Annotated in this window: 20 protein-coding genes; 10 read left to right on the forward strand and 10 right to left on the reverse strand. The window is 72.2% G+C overall.

Annotation, left to right across the window (positions count from 1 at the left end):
• Positions 1 to 8 precede the first annotated feature (8 nt).
• The 5 genes from ACFQ46_RS21550 to ACFQ46_RS21570 are packed head-to-tail and all read left to right on the forward strand — an operon-like array spanning position 9 to position 6421.
• Positions 9 to 1595 carry a hydantoinase/oxoprolinase N-terminal domain-containing protein gene (locus tag ACFQ46_RS21550; RefSeq protein WP_380261923.1) on the forward strand — a complete coding sequence of 529 codons (1587 nt, stop codon included), beginning with the start codon at positions 9 to 11 and terminating at the stop codon, positions 1593 to 1595.
• Positions 1588 to 2700, forward strand: a complete 1113-nt coding sequence (locus ACFQ46_RS21555; protein ID WP_380261925.1) for a DUF917 domain-containing protein — start codon at positions 1588 to 1590, stop codon at positions 2698 to 2700. Before ACFQ46_RS21550 ends, ACFQ46_RS21555 begins: the two co-directional genes overlap by 8 nt.
• Positions 2697 to 3803 (forward strand): DUF917 domain-containing protein, encoded by a 1107-nt coding sequence (locus ACFQ46_RS21560; RefSeq protein WP_380261927.1) that lies wholly within the window; start codon positions 2697 to 2699, stop codon positions 3801 to 3803. The genes ACFQ46_RS21555 and ACFQ46_RS21560 overlap by 4 nt, the downstream gene beginning before the upstream one ends.
• 42 nt (positions 3804 to 3845) lie before the next feature.
• A complete protein-coding gene (locus ACFQ46_RS21565) occupies positions 3846 to 4907 on the forward strand; it encodes a DUF917 domain-containing protein (protein ID WP_380261929.1) in 1062 nt (353 codons plus the stop codon).
• Positions 4907 to 6421, forward strand: a complete 1515-nt coding sequence (locus ACFQ46_RS21570; protein WP_380262027.1) for a PucR family transcriptional regulator — start codon at positions 4907 to 4909, stop codon at positions 6419 to 6421. The genes ACFQ46_RS21565 and ACFQ46_RS21570 overlap by 1 nt, the downstream gene beginning before the upstream one ends.
• A gap of 21 nt (positions 6422 to 6442) precedes the next feature.
• Here ACFQ46_RS21570 and ACFQ46_RS21575 read toward each other — a convergent pair whose 3' ends face one another.
• A complete protein-coding gene (locus ACFQ46_RS21575) occupies positions 6443 to 7435 on the reverse strand; it encodes an LLM class flavin-dependent oxidoreductase (protein ID WP_380261931.1) in 993 nt (330 codons plus the stop codon).
• 131 nt (positions 7436 to 7566) lie between these two features.
• Here ACFQ46_RS21575 and ACFQ46_RS21580 point away from each other — a divergent pair, with 131 nt between their 5' ends.
• The gene (locus tag ACFQ46_RS21580) at positions 7567 to 8346 is read left to right on the forward strand and encodes a putative protein N(5)-glutamine methyltransferase (protein ID WP_380261933.1); all 780 of its coding nucleotides are present in this window, start codon (positions 7567 to 7569) and stop codon (positions 8344 to 8346) included.
• A gap of 68 nt (positions 8347 to 8414) precedes the next feature.
• Here the strand turns inward: ACFQ46_RS21580 and dnaB are convergent, their stop codons facing one another.
• Positions 8415 to 10142, reverse strand: coding sequence for a replicative DNA helicase (dnaB, locus tag ACFQ46_RS21585; RefSeq protein WP_380262029.1), 1728 nt, complete (start codon positions 10140 to 10142; stop codon positions 8415 to 8417).
• 529 nt (positions 10143 to 10671) lie between these two features.
• On the opposite strand from dnaB, the gene ACFQ46_RS21590 reads away from it, so the two are divergent.
• Positions 10672 to 11955 (forward strand): MATE family efflux transporter, encoded by a 1284-nt coding sequence (locus ACFQ46_RS21590; RefSeq protein ID WP_380261935.1) that lies wholly within the window; start codon positions 10672 to 10674, stop codon positions 11953 to 11955.
• On the opposite strand, the gene ACFQ46_RS21595 is transcribed toward ACFQ46_RS21590, so the two are convergent.
• The 4 genes from ACFQ46_RS21595 to ACFQ46_RS21610 form a co-directional block, all read right to left on the reverse strand.
• A complete protein-coding gene (locus ACFQ46_RS21595; RefSeq protein WP_380261937.1) occupies positions 11942 to 12439 on the reverse strand; it encodes a methylated-DNA--[protein]-cysteine S-methyltransferase in 498 nt (165 codons plus the stop codon). The genes ACFQ46_RS21590 and ACFQ46_RS21595 overlap by 14 nt on opposite strands.
• Entirely contained in the window at positions 12436 to 14025 is a 1590-nt protein-coding gene (locus ACFQ46_RS21600; RefSeq protein WP_380262031.1) for an AlkA N-terminal domain-containing protein, read from the reverse strand. Before ACFQ46_RS21600 ends, ACFQ46_RS21595 begins: the two co-directional genes overlap by 4 nt.
• A gap of 39 nt (positions 14026 to 14064) precedes the next feature.
• A complete protein-coding gene (locus ACFQ46_RS21605; protein WP_380261939.1) occupies positions 14065 to 14466 on the reverse strand; it encodes a hypothetical protein in 402 nt (133 codons plus the stop codon).
• Positions 14467 to 14801: 335 nt separating this feature from the next.
• Positions 14802 to 15791, reverse strand: a complete 990-nt coding sequence (locus ACFQ46_RS21610; protein ID WP_380261941.1) for an ABC transporter substrate-binding protein — start codon at positions 15789 to 15791, stop codon at positions 14802 to 14804.
• Positions 15792 to 16031: 240 nt separating this feature from the next.
• Between ACFQ46_RS21610 and ACFQ46_RS21615 the strand changes: the two genes are divergently transcribed.
• The 3 genes from ACFQ46_RS21615 (at position 16032) to ACFQ46_RS21625 (ending at position 20737) form a co-directional block, all read left to right on the forward strand.
• A complete protein-coding gene (locus ACFQ46_RS21615) occupies positions 16032 to 16625 on the forward strand; it encodes a carbonic anhydrase (protein ID WP_380261943.1) in 594 nt (197 codons plus the stop codon).
• Positions 16622 to 18085 (forward strand): SulP family inorganic anion transporter, encoded by a 1464-nt coding sequence (locus ACFQ46_RS21620; RefSeq protein WP_380261945.1) that lies wholly within the window; start codon positions 16622 to 16624, stop codon positions 18083 to 18085. The genes ACFQ46_RS21615 and ACFQ46_RS21620 overlap by 4 nt, the downstream gene beginning before the upstream one ends.
• Positions 18086 to 18217: 132 nt before the next feature.
• Positions 18218 to 20737 carry an ATP-dependent Clp protease ATP-binding subunit gene (locus ACFQ46_RS21625; protein ID WP_380261947.1) on the forward strand — a complete coding sequence of 840 codons (2520 nt, stop codon included), beginning with the start codon at positions 18218 to 18220 and terminating at the stop codon, positions 20735 to 20737.
• A 147-nt stretch (positions 20738 to 20884) separates the two neighbouring features.
• Here ACFQ46_RS21625 and rplI read toward each other — a convergent pair whose 3' ends face one another.
• From rplI to rpsF, 4 genes are all read right to left on the reverse strand, one after another.
• The gene (gene rplI / locus ACFQ46_RS21630; RefSeq protein ID WP_328293495.1) at positions 20885 to 21337 is read right to left on the reverse strand and encodes a 50S ribosomal protein L9; all 453 of its coding nucleotides are present in this window, start codon (positions 21335 to 21337) and stop codon (positions 20885 to 20887) included.
• Between the two features lie 14 nt (positions 21338 to 21351).
• Positions 21352 to 21588, reverse strand: coding sequence for a 30S ribosomal protein S18 (gene rpsR, locus ACFQ46_RS21635; protein WP_012085900.1), 237 nt, complete (start codon positions 21586 to 21588; stop codon positions 21352 to 21354).
• 167 nt (positions 21589 to 21755) lie between these two features.
• Complete coding sequence (locus ACFQ46_RS21640) at positions 21756 to 22349, reverse strand: single-stranded DNA-binding protein (protein WP_380261949.1); 594 nt, start codon at positions 22347 to 22349, stop codon at positions 21756 to 21758.
• Complete coding sequence (rpsF, locus tag ACFQ46_RS21645; protein WP_328293497.1) at positions 22349 to 22645, reverse strand: 30S ribosomal protein S6; 297 nt, start codon at positions 22643 to 22645, stop codon at positions 22349 to 22351. The genes ACFQ46_RS21640 and rpsF overlap by 1 nt, the downstream gene beginning before the upstream one ends.
• Positions 22646 to 22717: the final 72 nt, after the last annotated feature.

The raw sequence follows: 22717 nt of genomic DNA on the forward strand, positions 1-22717 counted from the left end.
GCAGTTCCATGCGCATCGGCATCGACGTCGGCGGCACGAACACCGACGCGGTCCTGCTCGGCGACGCGGGCGAGGTCCTCGCCGCCGTGAAGACGGCCACCACCTCCGACGTCTCCGGCGGCATCGTCGCGGCTCTCGCGGCGCTGCAGGGGAAGCACGCCTTCGACCCGATCGGCGTCCGGGCGGTGATGATCGGCACGACGCACTTCATCAACGCCCTCGTCGAAGCCCGGCGACTGGCCCCCACCGCCGCCCTGCGGCTCGGACTACCGGCGACGGCCTCGCTGCCGCCGATGGTCGACTGGCCGGAACGGCTCGTCGAGGCCGTCCACGGTCGCGCCTACCTCGCCCACGGCGGGCACGAGTTCGACGGCCGGAAGATCTCCGACCTCGACGAGGACGAACTGCGTCGGCACGCCGCCGACATGGCCGCCCACGGGGTGCGCAGCCTCGCGATCACCTCGGTGTTCTCCCCCGTCAGCGCCGAGTTCGAACTCCGCGCCGCCGAGGTCATCGCCGCGGAACTCCCGGAGATGGCGATCTCGCTCTCGCACGAGATCGGCCGCATCGGCCTGCTCGAACGGGAGAACGCGACCGTGGTCAACGCCGCCCTGCGCGAGCTCGCGGCCGGGATCGTCGACGGCCTGACGGCGTCCGTCCTCGGCGCGGGCATCCTCGCCCCGATCTACCTCAGCCAGAACGACGGCACGCTCATGGACGTCGAGCACGCCCGCCGCTACCCCGTCTCGACGTTCGCCTCCGGGCCGACGAACTCGATGCGCGGGGCCGCGGTCCTCAGCGGGGTCGGGAACTGCGCCGTGATCGACGTCGGGGGCACGACGTCCGACGTCGGCGTGCTCACCCGGGGTTTCCCGCGGGAGGCCACCACCGAGGTGAGCGTGGCCGGCATCCGGACGAACTTCCGGATGCCCGACGTCCTCTCCATCGGGATCGGCGGCGGCAGCCTGGTCACCGGCACCGCGGACTCCGCCGCGGTCGGGCCACGGTCCGTCGGGTACCGGCTGACCGAGGAGGCGCTCGTCTTCGGCGGGTCCACCCTCACCGCGACCGACATCGCCGTGGCCGCCGGGCGCGCCGACATCGGCGACGCGTCTCTCGTGGCGCACCTCGACCGTTCCCTCGTGCGGGCCGCGCTCGAGCGCATCGCGGCCGACGTGGCCGACGCGGTGGACCGGATGCGCACGTCGTCCGCTCCCCTGCCCGTCGTGGCGGTGGGAGGCGGTTCCGTCCTGCTCCCCGATGTGCTGGCCGGCAGCGGTGAGGTCCTGCGACCGGAGAACTTCGCGGTCGCGAACGCCATCGGCGCCGCGATCGCCCAGGTGGGCGGTGAGGTGGACCGCGTGTTCACGATCGAACCCGGCCGTCGCCACGAGGTCCTCGACGCCGCCCGCGCCGAGGCCGTCGAACGGGCCGTGGCCGCCGGGGCCACCCCGAACTCCGTCGAGGTGCTGGAGGTCGACGAGGTGCCGTTGCCGTACCTGCCCGGCGGGGCCACCCGCATCCGGGTCAAGGCCGTCGGCGACCTGCAGCTGCACGGGGCGCGGACTGGAGCGCCGGAGGTGGCCGGTGTCTGATCCGACGGGGGGACACCGGTTGCAGCGGCTGAGGATCGAGGACCTGGCCGACGTCGCGCGCGGCGCCGCCGTCCTCGGGACCGGTGGCGGCGGTGATCCGCACATCGGGGAACTGCTGGCCCGGTCCGCCGTGCGCAGGCACGGCCCGGTCGAACTCACCGCCCTGGCGGAACTGCCCGACGACGCGGTGGTGCTGCCGGTCGCGATGATGGGCGCACCGACGGTCATGGTCGAGAAGCTCCCCTCCACCGAGCAGGTGGGCCGGGCCGTCGAGGTCCTCACCCGCCACCTCGGACTGCACGTCACCCACATCGCCTGCGACGAGGCCGGTGGCGTGAACTCGCTGATCCCCGTCGTCGCCGCGGCGGAACTCGGTCTCCCCCTGGTCGACGCCGACGGCATGGGCCGGGCGTTCCCGGAACTCCAGATGACCCTGCCGACGCTCTACGGGATCAAGGGGAGCCCGATGTCCATCGTGGACGAGAAGGGCAACGCCGGGATCTTCGAGACGATCGACAACACCTGGGCCGAACGCCTGGCCCGGACCGCGACGGTCGAGATGGGGTGCTCGGCGATGATCAGCAACTACGCCATGTCCGGCGCGGAGGCCCGGCGGTCGCTGGTGCCCGGAACCCTGTCTCTGGCCGCCGCCATCGGCCGGACCATCACAGCGGCCAAGGGGTCCGACGACCCCGTCACCCCCGTCGTGGACCACCTGGGCGGCCGCCTGCTGTTCACCGGCAAGGTGGTCGACGTGGCGCGGCGGACCACCACGGGCTTCGCCCGCGGCGAGGCGCGGCTGGAGGGGACGGCGGAGTTCGCCGGCTCGACCCTGCTGGTGCGGTTCCAGAACGAGAACCTGGTGGCCGAACTGGACGGCGAGCTCGTCGCGACCGTCCCCGACCTCATCAGCACCCTCGACCTCGCGAGCGGGGAGGCGGTCACCACCGAGACGTTGCGCTTCGGGCACCGGGTCGCCGTCATCGCCTCACCCTGCGACCCGCGCTGGCGCAGCGACGCCGGACTGGCCCTGGCCGGGCCGCGGGTGTTCGGCTACGACGTGGAACCCGTCCTGATCGACCTGACGGCGGGGGTGCCGGCGTGAACTGGATCCTCGACGAGTCGCACCTGCCCGACCTCGCGCGCGGGGCGGCCCTGCTCGGCACCGGCGGCGGTGGCGACCCCTACATCGGACGCCTGCTCGTCCAGGAGGCGATCCGCGAGCACGGGCCGATCACCGTCCTCGACCCCGACGGCCTCGACGACGACCTGTTCATCGTGCCCACCGCGATGATGGGCGCCCCGACGGTCATGGTCGAGAAGGTGCCCCGCGGCAGCGAACCCGTCGTGGCGTTGCGCCGCCTCGAGAAGCACCTGGGCCGCACCGCGGGTGCCACGATGCCGATCGAGTGCGGCGGGCTGAACTCGATGATCCCGCTGCTCGTCGCGGCCCGCACCGGCCTGCCCGTCGTCGACGCCGACGGCATGGGCCGCGCGTTCCCGGAACTGCAGATGGAGACGTTCAGCGTCTACGGCGTGCACGGTTCCCCCATGGTCGTCGCCAGCGACCGGGAGGAGACGGTGCTCATCGAGACCGGCGCCGACGACGTGCGCATGGAACGGCTGTCCCGGGCCGTCACGATCCAGTTCGGTGGGGCCGCGCTGATCGCCGAGTACCCGATGAGCGGGGCCGACGCGAAGCGCACGGCGGTGCCGAGGACGCTCTCCCTGGCGCTCGGGGCCGGACGGACCATCCGCGAGGCCCGCGAGCGCCACGCGGATCCGGTGCAGGCCCTGCAGGAGTTCTTCGCGACGACGATCTACCGTCACCTGCGTGTCCTGTTCCGCGGGAAGGTGAGCGACGTCGAGCGGCGCACGACGGGAGGTTTCGCCCGGGGTTCGACCCGGATGACAGGTTTCGACGGCGGGACGCTGGAACTGCAGTTCCAGAACGAGCACCTCATCGCCCGCCGGGACGGCGAGGTCGTCTGCGTGGTGCCGGACCTCATCTGCGTCCTCGACGACTCCACGGGGGAACCCATCACCACGGAGGGTCTGCGCTACGGACAGCGGGTCGTGGTGGTCGGGATCTCGACGCCGGACCTGATGCGCACCCCGGCGGCGCTCGCGACGTTCGGACCGGCGGCGTTCGGGCTGGACCTGGCGTTCACGCCGGTCGAGGAACTGTCCGCCGTTCCCGTCGGCTGAACCGGTTGCACGGGTGGACGCGGTCCGTGGCACGCTGCCGCCGTGCTGCTGACCGCGTCCGACGTGCCTGCGCTGGTCCGCGGCGCAGCCCTGTTCGGTTCGGGCGGCGGTGGTGACACGCGGGACACCGCGATCCTGCTGAGCCGCTCGATGGGCCAGGGGGTGGAACTCCTCGATCCCGAGCGAGCGCCGGACGACATGGTCGTGGTCCCGGTCGGGCTGGTCGGGGCGACGAGCGTGCTGGCCGAGGAACTGCCCGGCGGCGCGGAGTTCACGACGGCCCTGCGCGCCGTGGAGCGCTGGACGGGAACGCGCGCGCAGGCCCTCGCGAGCATCGAGGCGGCAGGGGCGAACGCGCTGACGGCCCTGCTGGTCGCGACGGACGTGGGGCTCCCCGTCGTCGACGTGGACCTCTGCGGCCGGGCGCTGCCCCGGCTGGACCAGTTCTCGATCGCGGTGGACGGCCTGCCGTTGACGCCGTTGGTGCTGTGCCCGCCGGGTGGCTCGCTCGTCGTGCTCGACCACGCCCGACCGGTCCAGGTCGAGCGGACGGTCCGCAGCGTCCTGGGGTCCAGTGGTGGCTGGGCGGCGGTGGCCTTCCCGCCGATGCCCCTGGAGGTGCTGCGTCGCAGCGGGACACCGACGACGACCCGGCGCTGCCTCGACGTGGGACGGCGACTGCTGGACCTTCCGGAGGCCGCTGCACCCGCACGGCTGGAGGCGGCGACGGGAGGGCGCGTGCTGGGCGCGGGACGGGTGGTCGAGGTGGTACGCAGTTCCGCCCGGGGTTTCGGCCGCGGCAGCCTGACGTTGCGCGACCGACGGACGAGCGGGTTGCTGCGGTTGGAGATGGAGAACGAGTACCTCGTGGCCTTCGAGGACGGTACCCCGGTGGCCACGACCCCGGACGTCATCGCCGTGCTGGAACGGCGCAGTCTGCAGGCGATCTCGTGCGACCGGGCGACCCGTGGGTCGGAGGTCATCGCCCTGCACCTGCCCGGTCCCGCGTTCTGGCGGGACGCACCGCGGTTGGACGCGGTGGCTCCCCGGGCGTTCGGCATCGACGTCGATCCCGTCCTCCTCCCCGCGGCGGTGTCGCCGTGATGCTCCCGCTGGCCTCGCTGCTGGACCTGCCGGGCTGGCGTGGCCGGGTCCGTGTCCTCGGCGGTAGTCCGACCGGGCGACGGGTCGGGTCGGTCGTGCTGGTGACCGATCGGGTCGAGCCGCGGGTGGGGGTCCTGGTGGCGACCGCGTCCGACCCGGCCGCGGAAGGCAGCGCCTGGCGGCTGGACGCCCTGCTGCGACGGGCGGCCGACGCCGGAGCCGGCGCGGTGCTGCTGCCCACGACGACGGACCTGCCGGCGCCGACGCGGTTGCTGTGCTCACGACTGGAGGTCTGCGTCCTCGGGTCGGAGGGGTCCTTCCTGGAGCTGCTGACGGAGGCCGCGGTCGCGCTGGCCGCCCCCGAGGTGGTCCGGGCGCGCACGGTGCTCCGGGTCCACACCGGGCTGGCCTCGGGCCGCGGGGACGGACCCGCCCGGCTCGTCACCCTGATCGCGGAGGCCCTCGGGGTCCCGGTGGCCGTGCTGGACCGGGGCGGTCAGCACCTCGAGGGTTCTCCGCAGGAAGCCGGACTGGCGGTCCCCCGTCCCGGTGAGGCGGTGCCCCAGCGGGCGGTCCTGGCCAACGGCACCACCCTCGCGCAACCGGTGCTGCTGCCCGGCATCCCGGGGGTGCAGCGGTGGCTGGTGGCCTGGGTGCCGAACGAGCGGGACGACGTCGTCGAGACCACGGCCGACTGCCTCGTCGCCGGCGCGGTCGCCCTGGCCGGTCGGCTCGCGATGGACCGGCTGGTCCTCGAACGCGACGCCCGCGCCCGGACGGCCCTCCTCGCCGACGTCCTGCGGGGCGGGGACGACGCCTCGGCACTCCTGCGTCGTCGTGCGGCGGCCACCGGGTGGCCGCTGGACGGCTGGCACGTCGGCGTCCACGTCAGCACGGGTGACGGCGTCGACAACGCCGGGCTGCGGGCGGACGCGCTGGCGGCGTTCGCGGCGGCGGGGACGGAACTCGTGCTCGTGGAACAGGACTCGGGCTGGACGGGGTGGTGGACGGCGCCCCGGGAACCGAGCGCGGAACAGGTCCGGACGTTGGCCGCGTCGTTGCGGGCCGGGCACCGCGAGCTGCAGGGGTCCACGGGTTGCGCGACCGGGGTGGGCCGCCCGCACCCCGGGCCGGGTGGGATCGCAGCGACCCTGGCCGAGGCCTCGGACGCGGCGCGCCTGGCCGGGAACCGCCCGGAACGGGGGCGGTTCCTGCACGTCGACCAGCTGGGCGTGGCCCAGACGTTGCTCGCCTGGACCCGGACGAGCACCTTCGAACCCGCGGCGCAGAGCCTGCTGGCGCCCCTCGGGGCCCCGGACGGCGAACTCGTGCGGACGCTCGCGGCCTACCTCGACGCGGAGTCGTCGGTGACGGAGACGGCGGCCGTCCTGGGCGTGCACCGCAACACCGTCGCGGCGCGGACCGCGCGCGTCGAGCAGTTGCTGCACGTGGACCTCGGCGACCCCGACCAGCGGTTGGCGCTGCACCTCGCCTGCCGCGCGCTCACCACCTGACTCCGCGCACCTCCCAGGGGGTCACACGCCGACGGGCTGCAACGCCTCCGCGGTCAGCTGCACCGACCGCAAGCGCGCCTGCGTGGACAGCGCCTGGTGGGCGACGATGAGTTCGTCGGCGCCGGTGGAGGCGGCGAACTCCTCGAGGTAGCTGCGCACCTCGGTGGGAGTGCCGACCGCGGCGTAGGCCTGCATCTGGCGGACGTGCTGGCCGGCGGCGGTCTCCATGAGGATGTCGACCTCGGCCTCGCTGAACGTGCGACCGCGGCCGAAGAGGGACGTCGCGAACCGGCGCTGCACCCCGGCGAAGGACTCGCGGGCCGCGTCGGTGGTGTCGGCGGCCACGACGTTCACGCCGGCGATGACGTGCGGTTCGGCGAGCTGCTCGGAGGGGCGGAACTCGTTGCGGTAGGCCGCGACCGCCGCACCGAGCTGCTGCGGCGCGAAGTGCGACGCGAAGGCGTAGGGCAGACCCAGCGCGGCGGCCAGGTGCGCGCCGAACGTCGAGGAGCCCAGGACGTAGAGGGGGACCTTCAGCCCCGTCCCGGGGACCGCGTCGACCCCGGGGACGCGCGACTGGCCCGCGAAGTAGGCGCGCAGTTCGGCGACGTCCTCGGGGAACTGCGCGGAGGCTGCCGGGTCTCGGCGCAGCGCGTAGGTCGTCGCCTCGTCGGAACCGGGCGCGCGACCGAGACCGAGGTCGATGCGCCCCGGGTACATCGCCTCGAGGGTGCCGAACTGCTCGGCGATGGCCAGCGGCGAGTGGTTGGGGAGCATGACCCCACCGGCGCCGAGGCGGATCGACGTCGTCTTCGCACCGATGTGCGAGATCATCACCGCGGGGGCGGACGACGCGATGGACGGCATGTTGTGGTGCTCGGCGTACCAGACCCGTCGGTAGCCGTGGGCCTCCGCCGTCTGGGCGAGCGCGACGCTCGCGGCGATGCTGTCGCCCGCCGACTCCCCGGGTGCGATGGGGGCGAGGTCCAGGACCGAGAGCACGAGCGACGACATGGTGCGACCTTTCGAACGGGACTGGTTCCTCCTGGGCCCAACCTCCGGAGCGGCCCGGGGATTCCGAGCGTCCTGCGGCTGCGCCGTACGTGCGCCCGACCACCCCCTTCGGGTGGTGCCAGACTCCGGTGGTGACCGCGGAGCTGGAGGACGTCGTCGCCCGGCTGCGGGCCGCGGGGTGCGTGTTCGCCGAGCGCGAGGCGGAGCTGCTCCTGGCGACGAAGGATCCCGAACCGCTCGTGCTCCGGCGCATCGCCGGCGAACGCCTCGAGGACGTCCTGGGGTGGGCGGAGTTCGACGGCCTGCGTTTCAAGGTCGCCCCCGGCGTCTTCGTCCCCCGGCACCGCACACGGTTCCTCGTGGAGGTCGCCGTGGGCAGGACCCGTCCCGGCGACGTCGTGCTCGACCTCGGGTGCGGTACGGGAGCCCTGGGCGGCGCGTTGCGCGCCCGCGTCCCAGGGGTCGAACTGCACGCCACCGACGTCGACCCCGCGGCCGTCGCCTGCGCCCGGGAGAACCTGCCGGGTGCCGACGTCTTCCCCGGCGACCTCTTCGGCGGAGTTCCCGAGGGCCTGAAGGTGGACGTCCTGCTCGCCAACGTCCCCTACGTCCCCAGCTCAGAGATCGCCCACCTGCCGCCGGAGATGCGGGAGGGCGAACTGCGTTCTGCCCTGGACGGGGGCACCGACGGCCTCGACGTGCTGCGGCGGGTCCTCTCCGATCTCGACGGGGTCCTGTCCGAGCGCGGGATCTCGTTGAGCGAACTCGACGAGGACCAGGTCCCGCTCGCGGTGGAACTCACCCCCGCGGGGTTCTCGGCCGAGGTGTTCGCCGACACGTCGGACGAGGACGACGGGTCGCGCGTCGTGCTCTGGAGCCGCGCACCGGCCGGCGCGTCGCACCGGCGCTGACCGCCCCTCCTCGACTGGAGCGTTTCGCGCCCGATCCGGCTCCGGAGGACGCGAAACGCACCAGTCGATCAGGTGGCCATGTCCACGAAGCGCGAGTAGTGCCCCTGGAAGGCAACGGTGATGGTGTCCGTCGGGCCGTTGCGGTGCTTGGCGACGATGAAGTCGGCCTCCCCCGCCCGCGGGGACTCCTTCTCGTACATGTCCTCGCGGTGCAACAGGATGACCATGTCCGCATCCTGTTCGATCGAGCCACTTTCGCGGAGGTCGGAGACCATCGGCCGCTTGTCGGTGCGCTGCTCGGGCCCACGGTTCAGCTGCGAGAGCGCGATGACCGGGACCTCGATCTCCTTGGCCAGCAGCTTCAGCGCACGGGAGAACTCCGAGACCTCCTGCTGGCGACTCTCGACCTTCTTGCCCGACGTCATCAGCTGGAGGTAGTCGACGATGACGAGCTTCAGGTCCGCGCGCTGCTTCAACCGGCGGCACTTGGAGCGGATCTCCATGAGCGACATGTTCGGCGAGTCGTCGATGTAGAGCGGCGCCTCGTTGATGGCGCCCATCGTCCGCGCGAACCGCGTCCAGTCCGCGTCGTCCATGTTCCCCTTGCGCATCTTCTGCAGGGGGACCCGCGCCTCCGCGGAGAGCAGTCGCATCGCGATCTCGTTGCGCCCCATCTCGAGGGAGAAGATGACGGAAGCGAGACCGTGCTTGATCGACGCCGCCCGCGCGATGTCCAGGCCGAGGGTGGAGTTGTGCGTCGGGATCATCGAGCGGCCGGCGAGGTAGAGGTGGTCGTCGTTCGACACTTCGACGCAACGGACGGGGACCGAGGCGACGGGGCGGACCTCGGAGACCTTGTGGAACTCGACATCGCCCTGGACCGGCGCGATCTGCACCACGTCCGACTGCAGGTCGGCACGCAGTTCTTCGGTCGTGCGGATCGCCGAACCGACGCTCCGGTGCACGGCCCACTGGTGCTGCGCGTCCGCGACGATCACGCTGCCGTCGGAGAAGTGCACCTCGTAACAGGGGCGCCCCTCCATCACCTCGGTCGCGGCGACCACGCGCGTGGGCCGACCGTCGGCGCCGATCAGGTCGTCGCCGACCGCGACCGACCCCATCGTCGTCCAACCCGTGGGCGTCGACAGGGGGGTGTCGAGGGCCAGGGCCTTCCCCACCGCCGGTCGAGCCGCGATGACGATCATCTGACCGGGGTGCAGGCCGTTGGTCAGGCTGTCGAGGTCGGCGAAGCCGGTGGGGACGCCGACCATGCCCTCGCCGCGGTGGGAGCTGGCCTCGATCTCGTCGATGGTGCCCTCGATGACGTCACCGAGGACGGCGTAGTCCTCCTTGGTGCGCTTCTCGGTGACGGCGTACATCTCGGCCTGCGCGGAGTTCACGACGGACTCGACGTCCATGCCCTCGGAGCCGTAGCCCATCTGGACGATCCGGGTGCCGGCCTCGACGAGGCGGCGCAGGACGGCGCGCTCGCCGACGATCCGCGCGTAGAACGCGGCGTTGGCGGCGGTGGGGACGGTCGAGATGAGGTCGTGCAGGTAGGGGGTGCCGCCGACGCGGGTGAGCTCGCCCTTGTTGGTGAGCTCGGCCGACACCGTCACCGGGTCGGCGGGTTCGCCGCGCGAGTAGAGGTCGAGGATCGCCTCGTAGATGAGCTCGTGGGCGGGACGGTAGAAGTCCTGGCTCTTGATGACCTCGACGACGTCGGCGATGGCGTCCTTGGACAGCATCATCCCGCCGAGCACGCCCTGTTCGGCGGCGATGTCCTGGGGCGGCATCCGGTCGAAGGACTCACCGCCGCGTCCGCTGTCGCCGCCCTTGCGGCCACCCCGACCACCGTTGCGGCGCCCTCCGGACGACCCCTCGTCGGGGAAGTCGAAGTCCGCGGGGGGCTCGTCGTACGTGGTCACAGAAGCCAGCTCCAAGTCCCCGGGATCCCCGGATACGTCCCCGCGACGAATCGCTCGCCGTAGTCCTACGGCACGCCTCCGACACGCCCTCCGACCCACTCCCTGGCACAGTGACTGACCGTCCCCCGGCTGGTCAAACGGCCCTGTGCACAGGGCGGTGGACAGCCTGTGGATGACGTGGGGACCGTTGTGCACAGGGGGTGGACAACCCTGTGGACAAACCCGGCCGAAGCGGTGGACAACTTCATGGCCACCCCGCTGACCTGGGACGATGCTGTCCACCGCGTGTGGAGACGAAAAGAACCGTTCGGGGGAAGGGAAGTCGGTCACGTTGCAGTTCGGTAACGCTCTGTCAAGTCGGCTCAAGGTGACGCAGCGTGATGCCGAGATCCTCCGGTTGTCTGTCCCCGCCCTGGGGGCCCTCGTCGCGGAGCCCCTGTTCCTGCTCGCCGACTCCGCCATCGTCGGCCGTCTCGGCACCCTCCCGCTGGCCGGGCTGGGCATCGCCGGCGCGGTCCTCGGGACCGCCGTCAGCGTCTTCGTCTTCCTCGCCTACGGCACCACCGCGAGCGTCGCCCGCCGCCTCGGCGCCGGGGACGCGAAGGGCGCGCTGAGCCAGGGGGTCGACGGGATGTGGCTCGCTCTCGGGCTCGGCGTCGTCACGGCCGTCGTCACCCGCCTCCTCTCCGGTCCGCTCGTCGACCTCCTCGGCGTCTCCGCGGCGGCGCGTCCCTCCGCGCTGACCTACCTGCACTGGAGCCTCCTGGGGCTGCCCGGGATGCTCCTGGTCCTGGCCGCCACCGGGGTCCTGCGCGGCCTGCAGGACACCCGCACCCCGCTGGTCGTCGCGAGCGCCGGCGCCCTCCTCAACGTGGCCCTGAACCTGCTGCTGGTGAACGGCGTCGGCTGGGGCATCGCAGGGTCGGCGATCGGGACGGCGACGACGCAGGTGCTGATGGCGATCGCCCTCGCGGCGGTCGTCGCGCGCGGGGTCCTGCGGACCGGGGCGCGCGTGCGTCCGCACCCGCTGGGGGTGCTGCGCAACGCCGTCGACGGGATCCCGCTGCTCGTCCGGACGGTCACGCTGCGCGTCGCGGCGCTGCTCACGACGTTCGTCGCGGCGGCCCAGGGTGACGCCGGGATCGCGGCGCACCAGGTCGCGAACACCGTCTGGACGACGACGGCCCTGGCCCTCGACGCCCTGGCGATCGCCGCGCAGGCCCTCGTCGGTCGCGCGCTGGGGGCCGCGGACGTCGACGGGGTCCGGGCGACGATCCGCCGGATGACGCAGTGGGGCGTCGGCGTGGGCGTGCTGCTGGGGGTCCTGCTGATCGTCACGCGTTCCCCCGTCGCCGGGTTCTTCGCCCCGGAACCCGAGGTCCGCAGCTACCTGAGCGCAGCGCTGGTGGTCCTCGGGGTCTGCCTGCCCGCGGCGGGCTGGGTGTTCGTCCTGGACGGGGTGCTCATCGGCGCCGGTGACGGTCGCTACCTCGCCCGCGCCGGGATCGTCACCCTCGCCTGCTACGTCCCCGCGGCGCTGGCCGTGCTGTGGCTGGTGCCGACCGGACGGGCCGGGCTCGTCTGGCTGTGGGTCGGGTTCGCCGGTGTCTACACGCTGGCCCGGTTGCTGACCCTCGTCCGCCGCGAACGTGGGGGCGCCTGGATGGTCACCGGCACGTGAGGGCCTCGCGGTCGAGCAGCGCGGTCTTCAGCGGGGTTCCGTAGCGGAAACCCCCGAGGGCGCCGCCGGACCGCAGCACCCGGTGGCACGGGACGAACAGGGCCGCGGCGTTCCTGGCGCACGCCCCGGCGACCGCCCGCACGGCCGCGGGCCGACCCGAGCGTTCCGCGAACTCGGTGTAGGAGATCCGCTCCCCCGGTTCGACCTCGCGCAGGACCTTCCAGGCGTGCTCGCGGAACTCCCCCGACCGCTGCCGGACGGGTACCGCGGCCGGTGCGTCCAGGTCGCCGTCGTAGTAGGCCCGGACCGCTTCCTGCGCGGCCCGCAGCACCGCGGGGGAACCCGTCGCCGTGCGCAACTGCGGGTGCACCAGGGCCACCAGTTCCTCGATCGAGTCCGTCCACCCGGCGGCGAGGACGGCGTCGTCGGCGACGACCACCGAGAAGGGGCCGTCGGGCGTCGTCAGGGTTTCGGCAGTGGTCATCGTGGCGGCCTTCCATCGGTGGTCCAGCGGTCGGTGGTCCAGAGGTGCATGGCGGCGTAGGAACGCCAGGGCGCCCAGCGGGCCGCGTGCTCGGTCAGCCGTCGGTGGGCGGTGGCGCTGGGGAGACCGGGGTCGAGGAGTCCCAGCGAGCGGGCTCCCGCGGCGAGGGCGACGTCGCCGGTCGACCAGCTGTCAGGGTCACCGAGCACCCGCATCGCGACGTGCGCAGCCGTCCACGGTCCGATGCCGACGCGGGCCGAGAGGTTCTCGCGCAGGACGTCCGGATCGACCCCGACGTCCACGACGAGGTCCCCCGAGGCGAGGTCGCGCGCCGCCGAGACCACCGTGCGGACCGACCGGGCGGGCAGGCGCAACGCACGGTCGGCCCCTGTCTCGACGACCCCCGCCGCGATCTGCTCCGGGGTCGGGAACAGGAGGTCCAGCCCGGGGAACCTCGACGGGTGCGGGGTTCCGAGGGCCCGCGCGAGCCGACCGAGGTGGGTGCGGGCGGCGGCCACCGGGATCTGCTGCCCCACGACGCTGCGGACGAGGAGTTCGTGCGCGTCCACCGCCCCGGGCACCCGGATCCCAGGCGTCGAGGCGACCGCGCGTGCGAGGGCGGGATCAGCCGCCAGCCCCACGTCCACGGCGACCGGGTCGGCGTCGAGGTCGAGGAGGCGGCGGACCCGCGCGACGGCGGTCGCGACGTCGGAGAGCGAACCGAGTTCGAGTTCGGCGCGCACCTGCCAGGACCCCGGCGCGGTCCGCGACGCCGTGACCTGCACCGCCCCCGGACCGGCCGGCAACGACAGGGTCCGCGCGTAGCGCAACCGGTCCCCGTCGGAGACGTCGGCGGTCTCCACCCCCTCGACGGCCCGCACGGCCAGGAAGCCGAACACCCCCGGTGCGTCGAAGGGGTGCCGGACGGGCAGCGCGAGGTCGAGCCGGACCGCCTTCCCGGCCGCCGCGCCGGTCGAGGCGGGACGGCGCGCCCGCAACTCCCCGGGCGTCACGGCGAACACCTCACGAACGGTGTCGTTGAACTGCCGCACCGAACCGAACCCGCTGGCGAAGGCGACGTCGGCGATCCGCAGGTCACTGCCCACCAGCAGCGACCTCGCCGTCTGGGCCCGTCGTGCCCGGGCCAGCGCCTGCGGACCGGCCCCGAGTTCCGCGACGAGCATCCGCTGCACGTGCCGGGAGGTGTACCCCAGACGCGACGCGAGCCCGTCGACACCCTCGCGGTCGACGACCCCATCGCCGATGAGCCGCATCGCGCGGGCCGCCAGGTCGCGACGCAGGTCCCACTCGGGGGTTCCCGGGGTCGCCTCCGGCAGGCACCGCTTGCACGCCCGGAAACCGGCCGCGTGAGCGGAGGCCGAGGTCAGGTGGAAGGTGACGTTCTCGGGTCTCGGGGTGCGGGCGGGGCACGACGGCCGGCAGTAGATCCCGGTCGTGGAGACGGCCGTGAAGAACTGACCGTCGAAGCGGACGTCGCGGGCGGCGATGGCGCGGTAGCGCTCGGCGAAGGCGAGGTCACCCTCGACGCCGGGCGTCGCGGTGTCCCGGGCCCTCCCCGGTGCGATGTCCACACGTCGATGGAACCCCGCCGGACCCCCTCTGGTCTAGCGGGGATCGGACACCGCCCTCGGGAGGGGAGGAGGAGGACGACCCCTCACCCGTACGCGCAGGTCGGGTGGGGGACGACCACCAGGTCGTGACGACGTGCGTACCCGGCGGCGGCGGGGAGCTGGACGGTGTCGCAGCGCCGGCGCGAGGCCGTCGGTGATCTCCGCGATCTGCAGCCGGGTCGGCGGGGTGCAGAGCAGGAAGCCGTCGCCGCCGACCTCCTCCGTGATCTCGCCCACCTTCCCGGCCACGGTGTCGGGCGACCCGACGAGGCCGAAGTCGGTGATCTGGAACGACTCCGCGGCCTTGTCTCGCAACGTCTTGCCCTCCTGCCCCTGGAACAGGTTGGCCAGGGAGGACCGTTCGCCGTTGCCCTCCGAGGTGTCGATCGCCTCCACGGGGTGTCCAGCGGGATCTCACCGAAGTCGATGCGGCCCCGGAGGTGCAGGACATGTTCCAGAGGTCGTACTCGACCGCCGCGTCGGAGTACCTCGCCAACCGGGCCGCCTCGGCCTGGGCTCGTGCTCGAGACGACGAACGAGGAGGGTTCCGCAGGAGTTCACGTTCGCGCACTACCGCGCCGACCGCGTCTCGTTCTCCTCCAACAGTTCCACGCTCGCCGTGGCCGACGTGACCCAGGTACGGTCGGAGTTCCGGTGAGGGCGTCCCTGGTCCGCGCGAGACCCGCAGCGGTCGCGAGCTCCCGTCGTGACCCCGCCGCTGCCGGAAGGCCTCAGAGGTCCCCGAGGCCTTCCAGCAGCGGGACGAGCGCGTCGAGGGCGTGCTGCAGGGAGAGGACGGAGCCGAGGGCGTACGCGCGCGCGACGTCGGGGTCGAGGACCAGTGCGCGGCCGTCCGCCACCGTCGACAGCGCCTGCCACACGGGATCGCCGGTGATCTCCCCTGCGGTGACGGAGATGGGGAACAGGACGATCACGTCGGCGGCGAGCGCCGTGAGGTTCTCCGGGCTGACGTCGACGCTGAACCCGCCGCCGTTGACGGGCAGGGCGGCGATCTGCGGGTTCTGGACGAAACCCAGCTCCTCGAGGAACTCCAGGCGGGAACTGCCGTCGATGTAGGCGCCCCAGCCCTTGCCCGATCGCGCGGCGGCGGTGACGGTGCGACCGGCCCACTGCGGGTGGCCGCCGGCCACCTCTGCGAACGCGGTGTCCACCCCGGCCAGGAGGGCCTGGCCCGCACCCTCTTCGCCGAGGGCACGGGCGATCATCGAGACCTGGTCCTCGAGGGTCGTCAGGTAGCTGTCTCCCCCCTCGGGGACGCCGAGGGTCGGGGCGATCGCGGAGAGGGTGCGGTAGCGGTCCTCGTCGCCGGAGCTCTTGACGTCGAGGATCAGGTCAGGGGCCAGCGCGGCGATCGCCTCGTAGGAGGGTTCCCGCGTCCCGATGATCTCGGGCGCGGTGTCGTAACGCCCAGCGGCCCACGACCCGACCCCCTCGCCTCCGAAGGCGACCCAGTCGGACGCCCCGACCGGCTGGACCCCGAGCGCGAGCGCCGTCTCGGCGTCACCCCACCCGAGGGCGACGACACGTCGGGGCGCAGCGGTGATCGTGACGTCGCCGAACTTCGTCGCGAGGGTGACGGGGAACCCTGCACCGGCCGTCGCGACCGGCGGCGCCGCACCGGTGGACTCCCCCGCGCTGCAGGCGGTGAGGACGACGAACGAGGCCGTGGCCGCGAGGGCAGCTCGACGGGAGGGGAGCACGGGGCGACCTTTCGAGAGCGATCAAGGGCGAGGTGAGCCTACCCTCACCGGTCGGACGTGACTCGGGCCACACCTCGGCCCGTCGGGGAACCCGATCGAGCGCTCGTGCGTGTGATCTTCCGCGACACGGATCGTCATGATTCGTCGCAGCAAGTAACCGAGCTGTCGACCGAGAGAGATTCAGAACCCGACCGAGAAGACCACGAGACGCCGAAACGTCACGCGCCCCGAGGAGTTCCCGTGCACGACCTGATGACCGCCGCCCGTCGCTTCCCCGAGACCATCAGCGCCGACCCGCAGCGCTACGCGAAGCTCGCCACCCCGCAGGAACCCGAGGTCCTGCTCATCACCTGCTCCGACTCCCGCGTCACCCCCGAGGCCCTGCTCGACGCCGCCCCCGGACACGTCTTCGAACTGCGCAACGCCGGTGGGATCGTCCCCCGCTACCGCGCCGGCGACCCCGGGGCGGAACAGGCGACCCTCGAGTACGCCGTCCAGGTGCTCGGCATCCGCGACGTCGTCCTCGTCGGGCACTCCGGCTGCGGCGCCGTCGGCGCGCTCGTCGGGCGCGACGTCCCCACCGCTCCCGTCCCCGAGGTGCAGGGGTGGCTCGCGCCGCTGCCCGTCCCCGAGGACGACGACACCCCCGAACGCCACGACGGCGCACCACCCCTCACCGTCGCCGTCCAGCAGCACGTCCTGAACCAGGTCGAGGCGCTGCGCACCCACCCGGTGCTCGACGACTCCGTGACCCTCCACCCGTGGTTCCTGGACCTCACCCGCGGGCAGGTCCTGCGCCACGACGCCGCCGCCGACGCGTTCGTGCCGCTGTGAGGGTCTGGTCGGCCTGGCGTCCACACGCCGGGGCCGACGTCCGCGCCTCGGTCGTGGTGTTCCTCGTCGCGCTGCCGCTGTGTGCCGGCGTCGCCGTCGCCTCCGGGGTCCCCGTCGAGCTCGGCCTCGTCACCGGGATCGTCGGCGGGATCCTCGTCGGCGCCCTCCCCGGCAGCAGCCTGCAGGTCTCCGGACCCGCCGCGGGTCTCACCGTCCTGGTCGCCGACATCGTCGGGTCCCAGGGGTTGCGGGCGCTGGGTGCGGTCGTCCTGCTCGCCGGGCTGATCCAGATCGCGCTGGGCCTGGCCCGGCTCGGCCGCTGGTTCCGCGCCGTCTCGACCGCCGTCGTGCAGGGGATGCTCGCCGGCATCGGCCTCACCCTGGTGCTCGGGCAGGTGTACCTGCTGGCCGACCGCCCGCAGGAGGGGAACCCGCTGGCCAACGTCGCCGGGTTCCCCAGCACGCTGGCGGGCCTGTCCGGTGACTCCGGGGCCCTCACCGCGCTGGGGGTCGGGATCGGCGCGCTGCTCGTGCTGAGGCTGTGGAAGCACGCCCCGGCGAGGGTGCGGGTCGTGCCCGCCCCGCTGGCGGCGGTCCTGCTCGCCACGGTCGTGACCGCGGTCGCGGGCCTCGACGTCGACCGTGTCCAGGTGCAGGCCCTGCTCGACGTCGTCTCCCCGCTCACCCCCTCCGGGTTGGGCGACCTCTCCCCGGTGGCCGTCCTCGGGGCGGCCGTCACCGTCGCGCTCATCGCCAGCGCCGAGAGCATGTTCTCGGCCGCCGCGATCGACCGGATGCACACCGGTCCCCGCACGCACTACGACCGCGAGCTGGTCGCCCAGGGCATCGGGAACGGCGTGTGCGGGATGCTCGGCGCGCTCCCGATGACCGCCGTCATCGTGCGCAGTTCCGCCAACGTCGCCGCCGGGGCCCGCACCAAGGCCTCGGGCGTCCTGCACGGGGTCTGGCTCGGGATCTTCGCCATCGCCGCCCCGGCGCTGCTGGGGACGGTCCCGATGGCGGCGCTCGCAGCCGTGCTGGTGCAGGCGGGCTGGAAGCTCGTCGCCGGGATCCCGGTGCGGACGCTGTGGGCCTCGTCACGCAGCGAGGTCGCGATCACCGTCGTGACCGTCGTCGCGGTGCTGTGCCTCAACCTGCTCGAGGGCGTCGCGATCGGCCTGGTCCTGGCGCTGGTGAAGGCCGCCGTGCAGGCCACGAGCCTGCACACCCGGGTGCGCGAGGAAGAAGACCACGTCCACCTGGAAGTGTCCGGTTCGGCCACGTTCGTGCGGCTGCCGCAGCTCGCGGACACCCTCGACGCGGTGCCGGCGGACCGACCGCTGACCCTGCACCTGCCGGAACCGGAGCGTCTCGACCGGGCCTGCCGGGAAGCGCTGGACACCTTCGTGGAGCAGCGCCAGGCCCGGGGCGGACAGGTCGAGGTGCGGACTCCGGCGTGATCCGCGACCCCGACGGGACGACGCCCTCAGCGAACGTCGCCCCGTCGGGCTTGCCACCCCCGCCAACGGCACGCATGCTCGGGACTGTGTCCTCGGGCTGAAGGCAGGGGACGGTGAGCCGAGGAGATCGTCGTGTTCGAGAGGTTCACCGACCGCGCCCGCCGGGTCGTCGTCCTGGCCCAAGAAGAAGCGCGGATGCTCAACCACAACTACATCGGGACCGAGCACGTGCTGCTCGGCCTGATCCACGAGGGTGAGGGCGTCGCCGCCAAGGCCCTCGAGTCGCTCGGGGTGTCGCAGGACGCCGTCCGGGCGCAGGTGCAGGAGATCATCGGCCAGGGCCAGCAGGCCCCGTCCGGTCACATCCCCTTCACCCCCCGGGCGAAGAAGGTCCTGGAACTGTCGTTGCGCGAAGCGCTGCAGCTGGGCCACAACTACATCGGCACCGAGCACATCCTGCTCGGCCTCATCCGCGAGGGTGAGGGCGTCGCCGCCCAGGTGCTGGTGAAGCTGGGCGCCGACCTCAACCGGGTCCGCCAGCAGGTCATCCAGCTGCTCTCGGGCTCCGAGGGCAAGGAGCCCATGAGCGCCGGCGGCGGCGACCAGCAGCGCGAAGGAGTCCCCGCGGGCTCGCTCGTGCTCGACCAGTTCGGGCGCAACCTGACCCAGGCTGCCCGCGAGGGCAAGCTCGACCCGGTCATCGGTCGCGACCAGCAGACGGAACGCGTCATGCAGGTCCTGTCGCGGCGCACCAAGAACAACCCGATGCTCATCGGCGAGGCCGGGGTCGGGAAGACCGCCGTCGTCGAAGGGCTCGCCCAGGAGATCGCCCGCGGACAGGTCCCCGAGACCCTGCGCGACAAGCAGATCTACACCCTCGACCTCGGTGCGCTCGTGGCCGGCTCGCGCTACCGCGGTGACTTCGAGGAGCGCCTCAAGAAGGTGCTCAAGGAGATCGGGACCCGCGGCGACATCATCCTGTTCATCGACGAGATCCACACCCTCGTCGGGGCCGGTGCCGCCGAGGGCGCGATCGACGCCGCCAGCATCCTCAAGCCGATGCTCGCCCGCGGTGAGCTCCAGACCGTCGGCGCCACCACGATGGACGAGTTCAAGAAGTACATCGAGAAGGACCCGGCGCTGGAGCGGCGCTTCCAGCCGATCCAGGTCCCGGAGCCGACCCTGGCCCACGCCATCGAGATCCTCAAGGGTCTGCGCGACCGCTACGAGGCCCACCACCGGGTGACCATCACCGACGCGGCGCTCGTCGCCGCGGCCACCCTCTCCGACCGCTACGTCAACGACCGCTACCTGCCCGACAAGGCGATCGACCTGATCGACGAAGCCGGGGCCCGGTTGCGCATCCGCCGCATGACCGCACCGCCGGACCTGCGCGAGTTCGACGAGCGCATCGCCGACGTCCGCCGCGAGAAGGAGAGCGCGATCGACGCGCAGGACTTCGAGAAGGCCGCGTCGCTGCGGGACCGGGAGAAGACGGTCATCGCGCAGCGCAAGGAGCGCGAGAAGCAGTGGAAGGCCGGTGACATGGACGTCGTCGCCGAGGTCGACGAGGAACTGATCGCCGAGGTCCTCGCCACCGCGACCGGCATCCCCGTCGTGCGGCTCACGGAGGAGGAGTCGACCCGCCTGCTGAACATGGAGGCGGAGCTCCACCAACGCGTCATCGGCCAGGACGACGCCATCAAGGCGCTGTCCCAGGCGATCCGGCGCACCCGCGCGGGGTTGAAGGACCCCAAGCGTCCCGGTGGTTCCTTCATCTTCGCCGGCCCCACCGGTGTGGGTAAGACGGAGCTGGCGAAGGCGTTGGCGGAGTTCCTCTTCGGTGAGGAGGACGCCCTCATCCAGCTGGACATGTCGGAGTTCTCCGAGAAGCACACCGTCTCGCGCCTCTTCGGCTCGCCTCCCGGCTACGTCGGCTACGAAGAGGGCGGTCAGCTGACGGAGAAGGTGCGGCGCAAGCCGTTCTCGGTGGTCCTCTTCGACGAGGTCGAGAAGGCGCACCCGGACATCTTCAACTCGTTGCTGCAGATCCTGGAGGACGGTCGCCTGACCGACTCCCAGGGCCGCATGGTCGACTTCAAGAACACCGTGATCATCATGACGACGAACCTGGGGACGCGGGACATCTCCAAGGGCGTCGGCACCGGGTTCGCCGCGGGGTCGCAGACGACGCAGACGAACTACGACCGGATGAAGTCGAAGGTCAACGAGGAGCTCAAGCAGCACTTCCGGCCCGAGTTCCTCAACCGCGTCGACGACATCGTCGTGTTCCCGCAGCTGACGCAGGAGGAGATCGTCCAGATCGTGGACCTCATGCTGGCCGGCGTGGAGGACCGCCTGAAGGACCGCGACATGGGTCTCGAGCTCACGCCGTCGGCGAAGGTCCTGCTGGCGACGAAGGGCTACGACCCGGTCCTGGGGGCTCGTCCGTTGCGCCGCACCATCCAGCGCGACATCGAGGACGTCCTGTCCGAGAAGATCCTCTTCGGGGAGTTCCGGGCCGGGCACGTCGTCGCCGTCGACACCGAGGGCGAGGGCAAGGAGCAGACCTTCACCTACGCCGCCCACGACCGCACGGTGGTCGAGGACCTGCCGGTGACGGTCCCGTTCGGTGAGGTTCCCGAGGACTGAGTCCTCGCGACGACGGCCCGGTCCCCTCAGGGGGCCGGGCCGTCGTGCGTCCAGCCGGTGGTGCGACCTCGGTGGGACGTCCTGGTGAGGACGACGAAGGCCGGCCGCGCAGCGCGCGACCGGCCTTCGTCCAGTGCTGGACCGCTCTCAGGCGGTGGCCTCGACGACGTCGATGGTCACCGTCGCGGAGACGTCCGCGTGCAGACGGACGAGAGCCTTGTGCTGACCAGTCGTCTTGATCGGCTGCAGGATCTCGACCTTGCGCTTGTCGATCGACGGCCCACCGGCGGCGCTCACAGCGTTCGCGACGTCGGACGGGGTCACCGCACCGAACAGGCGGCCACCGCGACCGGTACGAGCGGCGAACGCCACCGTACGAGCCTCGAGCGACTGCTTGACGGACTTGGCCTCGTCGAGGCTGGCGATCGCACGGGCCTTGCGGGCCTTGCTGATCGTCTCGACCTGCTTCTCGCCACCCTTGGTCCACGGAGTGGCCAGGTTGCGGGGAAGCAGGAAGTTGCGGCCGTAGCCGTCCTTGACCTCGACGATGTCGCCGGGGGTCCCGAGGCCGGAGACCTCGTGGGTGAGGATGAGCTTCATCTCGTTCCCCCTTCTCAGCGCGCGGAGCTGCTGTAGGGCAGCAGCGCCATCTCACGAGCGTTCTTGATCGCCTTGGCGATCTGACGCTGCTCCTGGACGGACACACCGGTCACCCGACGAGCGCGGATCTTGCCGCGGTCGGAGATGAACTTGCGCAGCAGCGCAGTGTCCTTGTAGTCGACCGCCTCGATCTTGGCGGCCTTGAGCGGGTTCTGCTTCTTCTTGGGCTTGCGCACGGGCACCTTGGCCATCGTGGTGCTCCCCTCTCGTGAGAGCCCAGGGGTTCAGACCTGGGATGACGTCTTGTGTGCGACCTGGCGGACGGCGACGGGGTCGCTGTCGTGAGGTCGATGAGGCGCGGGTCGCGGAGGACTGACCTCCGGGTCACCGGTCTCTCTGAATGCCGCAGTCCAGTCGCTCAGAACGGCGGGTCGTCGTTGGACGCGCCGCCCCAGCCACCGCCGCCACCGGAAGCGTTTCCGCCGCCGGACGGGCCGGTCGCCCAGGGGTCGTCCTGCTGCTGCGGGGCGCTGCCGCCGGAACCGCCGCCCCAGCCGCCGCCACCGCCGCCGGAGTTGCCCCCGCCGGAGTTGCCGCCACCGGAGCCGGAACCGCCACCGAAACCGCCGCCACCACCACTACCGCCGCGGGAGGTCTTGTTGACCTTCGCGGTGGCGTAGCGCAGCGAGGGGCCGACCTCGTCGACCTGCATCTCGATGACGGTCCGCTTCTCGCCTTCCTTCGTGTCGAAGGTCCGCGACTGCAACCGACCGGTCACCACGACCCGCGTGCCGCGCGTGAGCGACTCGGCGACGTTCTCCGCCGCTTCGCGCCAGATCGCGCAACGCATGAACAGCGTCTCGCCGTCCTTCCACTCGTTCGACTGACGGTCGAACGTGCGGGGCGTCGAGGCGACCGTGAAGTTGGCCACCGCGGCACCCGACGGGGTGAAGCGCAGTTCGGGGTCGTTCGTGAGGTTCCCGATCAGCGTGATGACGGTTTCACCCGCCATCAGGCAGCCTCGGCTCGCAGAAGCTTGGTGCGCAGCACACCCTCGTTGAGGTTCAGCTGGCGGTCGAGCTCCTGCGCGACGGCGGGCTCGGTGGTGAGCTCGACGACGGCGTAGATGCCCTCGGACTTCTTCTTGATGTCGTAAGCGAGCCGACGGCGGCCCCAGATGTCGACCTTGCCGACCTCGCCACCGCCCTGACGAACGACGTTGAGGAAGCGGTCGAGGGACGGGGCGACCGTCCGTTCTTCCAGTTCCGCGTCGAGGATCACCATGAGCTCGTACTGACGCGCGCTCATTCCCCACCTCCTTCGGTCTCATGCGGCCACGGTCTCTCCGTGGCAGGAGGGTCTCGGTGCGTGTCTTCCCCC

It is taken from the genome of Kineococcus sp. GCM10028916, from assembly GCF_042674865.1.
GTDB lineage: Bacteria > Actinomycetota > Actinomycetes > Actinomycetales > Kineococcaceae > Kineococcus.

Excerpts from the sequence above, each read along its gene's own strand:
- dnaB (WP_380262029.1), bottom strand. The coding sequence starts at position 10,142 with ATGCCGCCCCAGGACATCGCCGCCGAACAGGGCGTGCTCGGCGGGATG.
- ACFQ46_RS21595 (WP_380261937.1), bottom strand. The coding sequence starts at position 12,439 with ATGACCACTGCCGAAACCCTGACGACGCCCGACGGCCCCTTCTCGGTG.
- rplI (WP_328293495.1), bottom strand. The coding sequence starts at position 21,337 with ATGAAGCTCATCCTCACCCACGAGGTCTCCGGCCTCGGGACCCCCGGC.
- ACFQ46_RS21550 (WP_380261923.1), top strand. The coding sequence starts at position 9 with ATGCGCATCGGCATCGACGTCGGCGGCACGAACACCGACGCGGTCCTG.
- rpsR (WP_012085900.1), bottom strand. The coding sequence starts at position 21,588 with ATGGCCAAGGTGCCCGTGCGCAAGCCCAAGAAGAAGCAGAACCCGCTC.
- ACFQ46_RS21575 (WP_380261931.1), bottom strand. The coding sequence starts at position 7,435 with ATGTCGTCGCTCGTGCTCTCGGTCCTGGACCTCGCCCCCATCGCACCC.
- ACFQ46_RS21570 (WP_380262027.1), top strand. The coding sequence starts at position 4,907 with ATGCTCCCGCTGGCCTCGCTGCTGGACCTGCCGGGCTGGCGTGGCCGG.
- rpsF (WP_328293497.1), bottom strand. The coding sequence starts at position 22,645 with ATGAGCGCGCGTCAGTACGAGCTCATGGTGATCCTCGACGCGGAACTG.
- ACFQ46_RS21640 (WP_380261949.1), bottom strand. The coding sequence starts at position 22,349 with ATGGCGGGTGAAACCGTCATCACGCTGATCGGGAACCTCACGAACGAC.